At 60.4% G+C, this 12,612-nt stretch carries 9 protein-coding genes; 2 read left to right on the plus strand and 7 right to left on the minus strand.

The genetic code is table 11. From position 1 onward, the window contains the following. Positions 1-389: 389 nt before the first annotated feature. Together B0G81_RS18525 and B0G81_RS18535 are read right to left on the minus strand one after the other, a co-directional pair. Positions 390-2,078 carry a tannase/feruloyl esterase family alpha/beta hydrolase gene (locus B0G81_RS18525; protein WP_134137915.1) on the minus strand — a complete coding sequence of 563 codons (1,689 nt, stop codon included), beginning with the start codon at positions 2,076-2,078 and terminating at the stop codon, positions 390-392. A gap of 560 nt (positions 2,079-2,638) precedes the next feature. Continuing rightward, on the minus strand, positions 2,639-3,661 hold the full coding sequence (locus B0G81_RS18535) for an AraC family transcriptional regulator (RefSeq protein ID WP_134137916.1): 1,023 nt from the start codon (positions 3,659-3,661) through the stop codon (positions 2,639-2,641). Positions 3,662-4,024: 363 nt separating this feature from the next. Between B0G81_RS18535 and B0G81_RS18540 the strand changes: the two genes are divergently transcribed. Further along, positions 4,025-4,792: a 3-hydroxyacyl-CoA dehydrogenase gene (locus B0G81_RS18540; RefSeq protein ID WP_134137917.1), complete on the plus strand. Its 768-nt coding sequence runs from the start codon at positions 4,025-4,027 to the stop codon at positions 4,790-4,792. Positions 4,793-4,958: 166 nt separating this feature from the next. Continuing rightward, positions 4,959-6,167 (plus strand): acetyl-CoA C-acetyltransferase, encoded by a 1,209-nt coding sequence (locus tag B0G81_RS18545; RefSeq protein WP_134137918.1) that lies wholly within the window; start codon positions 4,959-4,961, stop codon positions 6,165-6,167. A gap of 339 nt (positions 6,168-6,506) precedes the next feature. Here the strand turns inward: B0G81_RS18545 and B0G81_RS44700 are convergent, their stop codons facing one another. From B0G81_RS44700 to B0G81_RS18575, 5 genes are all read right to left on the minus strand, one after another. Further along, a complete protein-coding gene (locus B0G81_RS44700) occupies positions 6,507-7,229 on the minus strand; it encodes a hypothetical protein (RefSeq protein WP_243856521.1) in 723 nt (240 codons plus the stop codon). 424 nt (positions 7,230-7,653) lie between these two features. Further along, positions 7,654-8,670: an ABC transporter substrate-binding protein gene (locus tag B0G81_RS18560; protein ID WP_134137919.1), complete on the minus strand. Its 1,017-nt coding sequence runs from the start codon at positions 8,668-8,670 to the stop codon at positions 7,654-7,656. Positions 8,671-8,804: 134 nt separating this feature from the next. Further along, positions 8,805-10,031 carry a porin gene (locus B0G81_RS18565; RefSeq protein WP_134137920.1) on the minus strand — a complete coding sequence of 409 codons (1,227 nt, stop codon included), beginning with the start codon at positions 10,029-10,031 and terminating at the stop codon, positions 8,805-8,807. Between the two features lie 75 nt (positions 10,032-10,106). After that, complete coding sequence (locus B0G81_RS18570) at positions 10,107-11,441, minus strand: MFS transporter (protein ID WP_134137921.1); 1,335 nt, start codon at positions 11,439-11,441, stop codon at positions 10,107-10,109. A gap of 66 nt (positions 11,442-11,507) precedes the next feature. Continuing rightward, the gene (locus B0G81_RS18575; RefSeq protein ID WP_134137922.1) at positions 11,508-12,569 is read right to left on the minus strand and encodes a lactonase family protein; all 1,062 of its coding nucleotides are present in this window, start codon (positions 12,567-12,569) and stop codon (positions 11,508-11,510) included. Positions 12,570-12,612: the final 43 nt, after the last annotated feature.

Here is a 12,612-nt window from a genome sequence, read left to right on the forward strand (position 1 = left end):
GACAGCACGCGTTCCTGTACGAAATCGAGAATGTGTTGTCGGACGGACCGGCATCAGGGTCGGTCGCGCCGGTGCGCGGCGAGCCTCAGCCGAAGAGCAGAATGTCGGGGCCCAAGTCTATGTCGCCCTGAACGGCCGGATGCTTTAATTGTGCTCTGCCACCCTTACCGCAGATGGGCGGGTGACCTCTACCAACGCCTGAAATTGCGTAGCGTCGCGTGGCGGTTGTCCGGTCAGTATGGCTGCGAGGGTACGCGCTGCGCTTCAGTGATCAGGGGGCGCTTTGCACCGGGTCGGAACGTATGCGCCCATTCGCGGTACCGCTGGCAGAACTGGCCGTAATACGGTAGCCACCAGGAACTGCAGATGGGCGCGCGCTGCCGACCGGACTAGTTCGTGCACACGAAGCTAGTCGCAAGATTCTGGTCGCCACCAACGTATTTTGGCCACTGTGGGTATTCGCAAAGTGGTCGCGTACGTCCGGTGGATGGCGGAGCAAGGTCAGTGATAGTCAGATTGCGAGGCTCGGTCCCTTTCGTGACCCAATTGTCGAGGGCCGTCAGACCATCGTATGAACCACCGAACTGTCCGCCCATACCATGCGCCGCGCCCGGCACCAGGTAAAACTTCAGAAACCGGCCCAGTGGCTCCTGCCCGAACCGGGATACCAGACGGTTATAGTAGTCAATCGACAGTTGAGCTGGAATGAACTGGTCAGCTTGTCCGTGTTGGAGAATGATCTTGCCGCCGCGACTCTGGAATTGAGTCAGGTCAGTGCTCGTGCTATCCATGAGCGCGCTCACCGCCTGGATGCGCGCGGCCAGTGGCCCGGGAGCGGCAGGGTCAAAATTGAGAATGCTCAAGCCAGGATCGCGAGCGATCGCAAACCGGAGCATGTCGTTTGAGAACGTGTAGAAGAACGCGCTTTTCCCGAGAATCCCTGGTTCGATGATGGCATCGGTCGCTGACGCGCCCCACGCCACCGGATTTGACCAAAATTCCGCACCGGCGAATACGTTGTATGCTGGAAAAGTTTGCACTCCGTTCGCAAGAGCAAAGTTGAAGTTAAGCGGTGTCCCTGCGGTGGTCATTGTATTGATCTGCGCGTCGGACAGACAGGTATCACCAGTGTCGACTCCGCCGGGGCAGCGAATCTGCTTTGGATCGAACACGCACGCTGAAGGGTTACTAACAATGCCGTCAGTCACGCCATCCAAAGCGTCACATTGCTTCATGACCGCAGCCAGAAGCGCCTTGCCTTTAGCCGGGGTGACGTATCCTCCGGGCGCCAGGAGAGATCGCGAGACCCTGCCCATCTGGAGCCATAGTCCTGTAATTCCCGACGCGGGATAGGTCGAAATGATACCGTCGTAGTCCTGTGGAAATCGCTGCGCCGCGATCAGGCCTTGTCGTCCGCCGCCCGATCCACCAATGAAATAGCTATGCGCAAACGCCGAGCCATAGCGCGTCTTTGCGATGTACGCCGCAAAATCATGCGTTTTCTTGATGTGGTCGCCTGCGTAATTGGCGAGTGCCTCATCATTCACTAAGAACGAACCATCGAAGCTGCTTCCCTCATGCCCACCGTCGCTCCCAAGAGTTATGTAACCTCTGCGCAACGGCGTAGTGACGCCCGCAGGTTCTGCGCCGGCCAGGAAACCATCGGCGGGTGAGCCCTCGGTATCGGGGATGGTGCCGTCGAAACCCCCGCCGCCAAAGTGAACAGATTTTCCGTTAAAGTTAGTCGGAAGGTCCACCTCCGCATGAATATCTGGCGCATTGAAATCGACCGGATGAATACTCCCTAACACCTTGCAATATTCACCATTAGTGTTACCGGGATCCGTATCTGCGACGAGCGTCGCTGATACGACAGTCGCACCGGTTGTCGGCAACCCGATCGAGGCGGCCGGAACGGGCATGCCAGCCAACGCGCTGCACATCGCGGCTGAAGTCTTCACGGCGGCACTTGCAGGTGCAGAGTCATGGCCGCCGCAGCCCGATATGACAATAGTTGATGCTGCTAACAAGGCACTCGCAATTGCCAAGCTGCGGCCGCTTCTTAACCGAGTTCTCATTCTCGTCTCCGTATAGTTATTACCGCCGTACTGACCTTCTGGTTCCGGGCGATTTGCTTTCTTCCGCTGCTATGCTCGCGAGGCGTTAGTCCGAAACGACGCGCCATATACCAGGCGCTCCGGTAACGCTTCAGTTCTCTCACGGCAGCGATTGAGTGCGTGGCCGTCCCGGGACCAATCCCAGGTACTTCCTGGAACCGGACGCGACGCTCATCTTTCTTTGCCGAACGCGACTACAGTGTCAGCCTGGTTGGAACCTCAATCCATGTCCGCCGACCTCAATCTGAATGAGGTCTGTAGGCAGACAGGCCGCTCTTCTGCGGGGTTTGCGCGCGATCGAACCATCGCCCTGAGGTCAGCTGCGTATCGGTGGAGTGGGTTTCGGAGCCGCACGCCTATGCGCAGTCCGTTCCGGCGGGCTGGTTGTGCTTGAGTGGCCTGAGACTGCAGCTTAGCTTTTGCGCGGCGCACAGTGTGCATACGGCGTTCAAAGCTGCCGACCGATCACGGCCTCGAGCACAGCTGTGCGCGCCAACTGCGCCGTGACTACCCTCCCAGTTCTAGACCGAAGAAGTCGCCTTGCCATGGCGGTACATTCCCGGGCTGGCCCCGGTCCACTTCCTGAAGGCCCTATGAAACGCGCTGGTCTCCTGAAATCCGGTCCGTGCGGCGACTTCAGCGACCGTGAGAGAACTGCTCGAAAACAGGTCGATGGCGATGTCCCGGCGCAATTCGTCTTTCAGTTGCCGGTAGTTGGTGCCCTCGGCCAGCAGGCGGCGCTGCAGCGTGGCCGAGGACTGATTGAGCAACTGCGATAGCGTCTCGAGGTCGGGCCAGTCGTCGGGAACCTGGTTGCGCAACCGGCGCCTGATCAGGGCAGTAGTGCTGGACTCGTTGCGGTACTTCACCAGGATGTTTGCTGGTGCACCTTGCAGGAATGCGCGCAGGCTCGTTTCCGTCTCCGTCAGTTTGAGGTCGAGGAAACTGCGATCGAACCGGATCAGGGTCTCCTCTGCGGCAAACGTGACATCCTCGCAAAAGCGCATACGGTAGTCGCTGTCATCGATTGGTGCGGAAGCGCGAAATCTCATCTCGATCAGCGGAATCCGTCTGCGTGCCAGCCAGCACGCAAGGCCGTGCACGAGGATGAACCACGTCCCGTAGGCAAACAGGCGACGCGCGCGCCCATCATCATGCAGGACGATCAGTGCATGCTCGCCTTCGCAGCGTAGCTCCCCGTGAACGTCATCGAGTACCGCATGCAGAAATTTCAACATGCGACGCAGCGCGTGTTCCAGGTTTTCAGCGTGCAGCACCGCGTGACACATTAGCGCGTAACTGCCCCGGCGCAGTGGGTGGCTGTCCAGACCAAAAAACTCGTCGTCCATCAGATCGGCCAGAGCCGCCCACAACCGCGAAAAGGCGAGCGCGGGCACGCGGGCTCTCGGGGCATTCAACAATTCTGCCGGGATACCGGCGTGCTGGAGTGCGACCGGCACATCCAGATTACGTTGCGTAGCGACAAGAATCGCTTCACGCACCAGGCCGATGGAGGTCGTGCCCTTGTCTTGAGCTTCATGCATGGTCAGGTTCCGCGTACCGAGGTGCCCTGATGTTAATCGCTGCGAGGCGCAATTGAAATGTGGGAAGGCGAGGCGCAGGCAGTCTTCAGCCGACCCGCATCGTTGACGAGATCGACGACCGCTTCGATATGTCCAAAAGGCTCATGCACGACGAGGTCTATGGGCATGGGCGAACTCTTGCCTGCCGCTTAGGATAACCAGCCAGTAGATCATCGCGAACGTAGCTTTGTCGGCGAAGGTTGTGCAGCAACGTGCCGGTCATCTCCCATATCGCTTCGGGCACACCCAAGAGCTCCGGACTCGTGCCGGCACGCGTATCGTCCGGGTGTGCTGTGCGTCGGGGCCATCACTCAGGAGACAGAAATGCAGGTTCAGGATAAGGGTTTTGTCGTCACGGGCGGCAGTTCCGGGCTCGGCGCCGCCACGGCACGCCGCCTTGTCGCGGGCGGCGCCAAAGTGCTGCTGGTAGATTTGGACCAGGACGCGGGTGCCGCGCTGGCAGCGGAACTAGGTTCCAATGCCCGCTTCACCAGGGCAGACGTGTGCGATGCCGTCAGCGCGGAGCACGCATTAGCCGCGTTCCGCGACACCTTTGGCATGCTGCACGGGCTGATCAATTGCGCTGGGGTTGCACCCGCCGAGAAGGTGCTTGGCCGCGAAGGCCCGCATCGGCTGGAAAGTTTCGCGCGCACCGTTCAGATTAACCTGATCGGCGCATTCAACATGGTGCGGCTGGCCGCAGCCTGCATGTCCGAGAACCTGCCCGACGCCGATGGCGAGCGCGGAGTCATTATCAACACCGCTTCAGTCGCGGCCTTCGATGGCCAGATCGGGCAAGCGGGCTACGCAGCCTCCAAGGGTGGCGTGGTGGCGATGACGCTGCCCATCGCACGCGAATTGGCGCGCCACGGCATTCGCGTGGTCGCCATCGCGCCTGGGATTATGGAGACGCCAATGCTCAAAGGCATGCCTACGGAAGTGCAGGACGCGCTGGGAAAGATGGTGCCTTTTCCCGCGCGCCTCGGACGACCCGACGAATTCGCGGAGCTCGCGCTGCATATCGTCGGAAACACCTACCTCAACGGCGAGGTGATTCGCCTTGATGGGGCCATCCGCATGGCGGCCAGATGACGCGGCGTCCTAAGCAGTCATCGTGATGCTTGTTGCCGCTCGTTGTCACTCGCAGCGGTTGACCTGAGTCGCCGGGCTCGAACGTGGTCAGCCCAGATTTGGCCACGCCGAGAATCTTTCTTCACCCTCTTGCAACGCCGCCTTTGAGTGGCGGATGGAGACTCGCATGCCTACCTCCAGTACTTCCAACGATCCCGTCGTCATCGTCGGTGCCGCCCGCACACCCCTGGGTGCCTTCCAGGGCGACTTCGCCTCGCTGACGGCACCGCAGCTGGGCGCCAACGCAATCCGTGCCGCTGTGCAGCGGGCCGGGCTGGAGCCCGAGGCCGTAGACGAAATAGTGATGGGCTGCGTGCTGCCCGCCGGCGTGGGCCAGGCGCCCGCACGTCAAGCGGCGCTGGGTGCCGGGTTGCCGCTGTCGGCGGACTGTACAACAGTCAACAAGGTCTGCGGCTCCGGCATGAAGGCCGCCATGCTGGCGCACGACCTGCTGCTCGCCGGCAGTCAACAGGTGATCGTGGCCGGTGGCATGGAATCCATGAGCAACGCGCCGTACCTGCTGCCCAAGGCTCGCTCGGGCCTGCGCCTCGGGCACGGTCAGGTGCTGGACCACATGTTCTTCGATGGACTGGAGGACCATTACGGCTCGGCCTCCGACGGCCGCCTGATGGGCACCTTCGCCGACGACTGCGCACGCCACTTCGGTTTCTCGCGTGAGGAGCAGGATGCCCACGCTTTAACCTCCACGCTGCGCGCGCAGCAGGCACAGCGCGACGGCCTGTTCCGGTGGGAGATTACGCCGGTGGCCGTGCCGGGCCGCAGCGGCGAAAAACTCGTCGCCGATGACGCGGCGCCGGCGAAGGCACAACTGGACAAAATCCCCACTCTCAAGGCCGCCTTCGGCAAGGACGGCACCGTCACGGCGGCCAACTCCAGTTCGATCTCCGATGGCGCAGCGGCGTTGTTGCTGATGCGCGAGTCCACCGCACACGAACGTGGCCTGGCACCGCTGGCTGTTATCCGTGGGCACGCCACGCACTCACAGGAACCGGCCTGGTTCACTACTGCCCCCGTGGGCGCGATCCAGAAGCTGCTCGCCAAGGTCGGATGGCGGGTCGACGATGTCGACCTGTGGGAGATCAATGAGGCATTCGCCGTGGTGGTCATGGCCGCGATGCGCGAACTGTCGCTGCCGCATGAGCGGGTGAATGTTCATGGTGGTGCTTGCGCGCTGGGTCATCCGATCGGCGCGACGGGCGCTCGCCTTATCGTGACGTTGCTGGGGGCGCTTCGCCAACGAGGTGTCCGGCGTGGCGTTGCCAGCCTTTGCATCGGGGGCGGCGAGGCCACAGCCCTGGCGATCGAGGTCGTCTGAACGACACCCTTGCTACCCGGGAGTGATTCAAACAGCAGCTACTCTACGTCCTGTCATTCGGATCACGACGCGTCATCAGGCCCACTGTTTCAAGGCAACGACAGCAAGTTGATCCAGGCGTCGACGCTTGAAGTCCACACGGCGCTCAAATGACTGAATGACGTCCTGGTTGCGTCGCCTTATCTCGCAGGCGACGCACTCTCCGGCCGATTTCACAGTCGTCCCCAATACATAGATACTGGCAGGAATCGGATAGCGCGAAGACGCCCGCGAGCTGGCGCTCGGGTTTCGCAGAGCGAAGTAAATCTATGGTCCGCCCCAGATCTGCGCTGACGCTGATCAGTATCCATCCTGGTCCACGCGAATGCTGGCCAGGTGGCAGGGTTTGCCATCACGCATCATGTAATAGGCCGCACGCGCCAGCTTGTGCGCAAGCGCCTTCATCGCGACTACCGGAATACGGCTGGCCTTCTTCCGCTCATAAAAGCTTCTCGTCTGAGGAGGTAACAAAGTGCCCCAGCTGCCGCTTCGATGAACGCCCGGCCGAGATATTTGTTGCCGTTCTTTGCATGAATCGCAAAGACGTCCGCCTCGGGTAGGCTGCGGCGGCTCGCGCGCGCCCTTGGAGAATGCAGTCGTACTGCTCGCACAACGCAACGTCTGCCGCGCCGTGCGCTGATGAGCTTTGCCCCGCGTTGGCATCCGCAGCTCAGTGTGGCCGCGCGGCGTGGTGGCCAGAACAGCTTCCCAAAGGTAGCCTTGCCATGACGCGCTACGCGGTTGTGTACCCAGAACTGGAAGCGCCTCCTCAGCGCCGAGGTCGTCGAGCAAAATTTCACCGATCGGGGTTCTGTTCCAGTCCCCGATTCCCACCACGAAAAAAACATGGCAACGTCCCGAGTTCGCCAGTTCGCCACACTGGACCGGTTTGTGAGAGCGACTGCTCTCTTTGCCGTCATTGCGTGGCACATCCTGTATGCAACACTGCTTGCGCGAACTGATACGGAGCTGTGCTGCGAAGTACTGCTGCAACCCGTTGAATGGAAGGCGCCGTATTGCCATACCCACCGAACGACGCAACTTCCAGCACAGTCCCAGCGCTGCGGCAAAGCATCGTTTGGATAGGCATGCTCGTCGGCCACCTGAATCGCAAGCATGACCGGCCGCCAGGACCGACCGTCATATGGCGTGGATTTCTCGTCCTGCGCGAAATTACGAAGATGTATCAGCTTTTTTCAGCCAAAACGGATAGCAAGCTCAGTAAAATGTGGGTAATCCCGAGGATTTAAGGGGGCGGCGCAGCGATGCGTTACTGGTCCCCCGACTAGCGACCGACGATTACCCAAGTCGATGCCGATAGTAGTTGGTCGCATTGTCGAGAGTTATGAACGATTTCGAGCGGAGGGCATCCTTTCGCGTTCAAAGTTCCGGTGACCACCCAGGTACCAACGGATTGAAGGCACCCGGGTGCAGGCGCTCGGAGAAATCATGGGGCCTTGGTAGCCGCAATGAATTCGTTCGTGTACGTTTTATTCAGGTCAATCTGCTTGCTCCTAATCGCCGGATTAATGGTCGACAGGACATTCAGTACGTTTTCGGGCCCGCCTGTGGGCATTTTCCCGTCGGGAGTGTACATCGACATCGTTGACTTTAGCGCCTGCACGTAAAGGGGCTTGTTTCCTCCGTAGTAGTCCTTCGGCATTCGGTCTGCAATTTCTTCGGCAGAGTGCGAGTGGATGTATGCCATCGTGCGAGAAATCGCCCTCGCCAGACCAGCCGCTTGTGGCTGATGCGACAATAGCCAGTGCGCATCGACATACAACCCCGTGAACGGATAAATCCCACCCAATGCCTTCATTGTTCCCTCAACCGTTCGCATATCGACCAGAACCGAAGCATCACCTTTCTCAAGAAGCCGCGAAACGGTAGGCTCAGTTGTCATGCCCGCGTCAATCCGGCGCTGTTGAATGGCAGCAATGAACGAGTTGTCGGCGCCAACAGGTAGCGTCGAATACTGCTGCGACGTGACACCGCTTTTGAGCGCAATGTATCGTGTCAGGAAGTCGGTCGACGATCCCAACCCCGTCACTCCCAACGTCTTGCCCTTCGCGTCCGCCATGTTCTTCATTGGAGACCACTTTGACACTACCTCGACCTCTCCGGGAACCTGGAGGAAGGTTGCTATGGACTTAGCTTCCTTGCCCTTGCTCTGCAGGTCGATCGTATGGTCGTAGGAGCCGGCCACGGCTTGCACTGCTCCCGCAAGGAGCTCGTTCTCAGCGTCGACGCCGGACGGCTGAGAAAGCAGTTCGACCTGGAGCTTCTCGTCCTTGAAATAGCCTAGTTGATCAGCCAGCTTGACGGGCAGATAGATGAACTTCGAAATACCGCCAACCATGATAGAAATAGTCTGCGCGTCATCCGCACTCGCCGGTGAAACGGTAACAGCGCTCGCGAACGCAATGGCGATGCTGAAAAGATTCAACCTGGGTAGTCTTATCATAGATGCCTCTCTATAAAGTGTTGCGGTTCCTGTTAAGAGGAAGCTGGATATCCCGCCTAATGCGGTCGCGCCTGGTTCCGGGTGTGCCCGAAAGTGTTGTCAGCCGTTACCCCGTGCGACAAGCGACTTTGGCGTCAGAACTTATGACGGATACCGACGCGCCACGAAACCTGCTTGTCCGTGGTGGAAGGTGTCAACCCAGTGATCTGCGCCACCGCGCCCTGGCCAAGCGAGTCCGTGCCACTCGCCTTTTCGTAGACCGCGACGGTGTAGACGTCCGTGCGCTTCGACAGGAAATAGTCGAGACCCGCACTGAACAGGTTGTAGTTAGCGCCGCCCTTGCCGCCGGCCCCGCCGTTGCGCGTGTAATCGAACGCGACACCCGCGAGGAGCGACGGCGTGATCTGATACTTCGCGTTGATTTCCGCGTTGTTGAATGCGGCTGCGCCCTTGTAGTGCAGTGTGTTCGGTCCCGACGACGAACCCAGGTTCTCGAAGCGCGTGTTCGAGTATGCGAGGTTCACATTCAGCGAGCCGAGCGTCACGCCTGCGCCTACACCCGCGATTTCCAGCCGATTCGCCGATGCATAGCCGGCGAACACCGGGTTGCTCTGCGGACTCGTCGCACTGCCGAAGCTGCCGAGGTTGTTGCTCGTGGCCGGCCCCGCATTCGGATTCGCCCCAAAGAACGACGTGTTCGGATTGCGGATGTTCAGGTAACCCGCGCCGATCGAAAAGAGACCGTTCGAGTAGCCCGCGCCAGCGCCCCAGATCCAGTTGTTCGAGAACGAACCTGCCGTGCCGCCGAGGTTCATCATGGCCTCGACGGTCAGGCCGTGATAATTGGCGCTGCGGAACTTGATGGAGTTGTTGATCCGGCGCGAGTTGAGCGCATTGTCGAGATCTCCGGGATGCGACGTCATGTAGCCACCCCATTGCGGCGCGGCGAGGAACGGGCCATACATGTCTACCACCGGATCGTATTGGCGGCCCAGCGTCACGGTACCGATCGCGTTGCTCAGGCCGACATAAGCCTGGCGGCCGAACATAGCGCCGCCCTGATTCAGCACACCATTGTTGCTGTAAAAGCCGCTTTCTAGCAGGAACAGCGCCTTGACGCCGCCGCCCAGGTCTTCCGTGCCCTTCAGGCCCCAACGACTGCCCTGCAGTCCGGCAGAGCCGCCTTCGATCATTGCGATCTGGCGTCCGCCTGTCAGCCCCGTCGCGGTTCTGGCGGTCTGCACGTTGTTCGTGTAGTTCAGACCACTGTCGATAATCCCATAGAGCGTGACATTGCTTTGCGCGTGCACGACCCCAGGCATTCCGATTAGCACGACTAACGACAGAAATGGCTTTTTCATCGAAAATGTCTCCTTTAGTAAATGCGTTTTATGGTTTTGCGACGTGCTGCAGGAACGGCTAGTGGGTAGTGGTGCCTAGTGGCTCTGATTGGCGATGGCCGTGGAGGTGTCCGCGGAGCGCCCTTCGTGGATGCGAATGAAAAACGTCATCAGGAACGAGGCGACGAGCAACGCCGAGAGAAACAGCAGGCCCGGCGTCGCGCTCTGCCCGGAGCCCTTGATGTAACCGATCGCGAACGGTCCGACAAAGCCGCCGAGATTGCCGACCGAATTGATGACCGCAATCGACACAGCCGCGGTCGAACGGGTGAGGAACAGCGTGGGCAGCGCCCAGAACGGCGACTTGAACGCATAGAGGCCGGCGAGACTCAGGCTGATCATCGTGATCGACACAAACGGATTCGTCGTGAGCCCGGCGCCAAGCAGTGCGAGCGCGGCGACCGCGAGAGGAATCGCCGAATGCAGACGCCGTTCGCTGCGTCGATCCGAACTGCGCGACCACAGCACCATCACGATCGTCGCGAAGATGTACGGCACCATCGCGATCAGTCCGACCTGCGTGTGGGTCAGCGTCTTCGAAAAGCCCCTGATGATTTGCGGCATCCAGTAACCGACGCCAAGACTGCCGCACTGATACACGAAGTAGATGAACGAGAGGTACAGTACCTTCGGATTCGTCATTACCTTGAGCGCGCCCAGATGCTTCGCGTCGGGGCGTGCCTTGCGGTCGTTCGCGAGTTCGTTCAGCAGCCAGTCGCGCTCGTCGGGCTTGAGCCATTTGGCATCGGCCGGGCGGTCGGTCAGATACAGGAAACACATGATGCCGCCGATCAGAGCCGGCGCGCCTTCCAGCACCAGCATCCATCGCCAGCCGCTCCAGTTCATCCAGTGCACGTTGTCCATGATCCACGTGCTCAACGGCGCGCCGATGATGTACGAAACTGGGATCGCCGCCGTGAAGAGCGCGACCGTCGTTGCGAGTTCTTTTGCGCGGAACCAGTAAGTCAGATAGACGATGATGCCCGGGAAGAAGCCCGCCTCGGCGACGCCGAGCAGAAAACGCAGCACGTAGAGCTGCGTCGCGCTATGCACGAACGCCGAGATGACCGAGACCATGCCCCAGGTCACGAGAATGCGCGCGATCCACACACGCGCCCCGTACTTGTTCAGCATCACATTGCTCGGCACCTCGAACAGAAAGTAGCCGATGAAGAAAATGCCCGACGCGAAACCGAACGCCTCGCTCGTCAGCGCGAGTTCGCGGTTCATCTGCAACGCCGCGTAGCCGATGTTCGCCCGGTCCAGATACGAAATGATGTACAGGATGAAAACGAACGGAATGATGCGCCAGGCGATCTTGCGCACGAGCGCGCGCTCGTCGATGGGCCTTGCGGCTTGTGTAGCTTGCATGTGTCTCTCCGCTGGCGGCTCGCCGCCAGGTTCCTTTGAAAACGACAAGGCGAATTGCGCCCGGTATTACGCGCGGTGTTCCGAAAACACCATGCACACCGGACTGCCCGACTCGACGGAAAAGCCCGTCGGCTTGAGTTGCCCCGTGGCCGGATGGATGAAGAACGCGACGATGCTGTCGCTGTCCTCGTTCAGCGCGTACATGAAGCGGCCATCGGGCGTGGCCGTCATGAAGCGCGGCGTGCGTCCGAGTGTCGGCTCTGCGTCGACGAAGCTCAGATGGCCCGTTGTCTGGTCGATGCGGAACGCGGTGATGCTGTCGTAACCGCGATTGGATGCGTACAGGAAGTGGCCCGTGCGGTCGACTTCGATCTCCGAGGCGCGGCCGTTGCCCGTGAATGTGTCGGGCAGCGACGACACTATCTGCAGCGGCGTCAATGCGCCGTTGGCCGGCGCATAACGATAGGTCGTCACCGTCGAATCCAGTTCGTTGACGACATAGGCGTAAGCGCCCTTCGGATGAAACGCGAGGTGCCGCGGACCGGCCGTTTCGCGCGACACGACGAACGCCGGATCGGCGGGCGTGAGCTGCCCGTCCTTGAAACGGAATGTGAATACACGGTCGAGCCCTTTGTCCGGCACGACCACGAACTGCCCCGTCGGATCGAACGGATTGAAGTGCGGCTTGGCCTGCTTCTGCTCGACGCGATGCGGGCCGATCGGACCTTCGAGACGCACCAGTTGCGTCAGTTCCTGCAGCGAGCCATCCGCCGCGATCGGCAGCACGGCCAGACTCGCGCCGATGTGATTCGACACGACGACATAGCGGCCCGACGGATCGAGCGCAAGGTGCACCGGGTTTTTGCCTTGTGTGCTCTGCTTGTTCAGGAACGTGAGCTTGCCCGATGCCTTATCGACCTTGAACGCGCTGATATCGCTCAGATCGCCGTGCACGCTGTAGAGGTGCTCGCCGTCGCGCGCGAGCGCCAGGAACGACGGATTGACGAGATCCTTGACGAGCTGCACGAGTTCGAGCCCGCCCGTTCCCGTATCGACGCGATAGACGCTGATGCCATCGCCGCGGGCGTTTCGTTCGCGGGTGGTCCGCGATCCGACATAAGCAAACATAGATTGTCTTCCTGTGAAATCTGTAGGGTGCACCGCCTGCCCT

The sequence above is a fragment of the Paraburkholderia sp. BL6665CI2N2 genome (genome assembly GCF_004366535.1).
Lineage (GTDB): Bacteria > Pseudomonadota > Gammaproteobacteria > Burkholderiales > Burkholderiaceae > Paraburkholderia.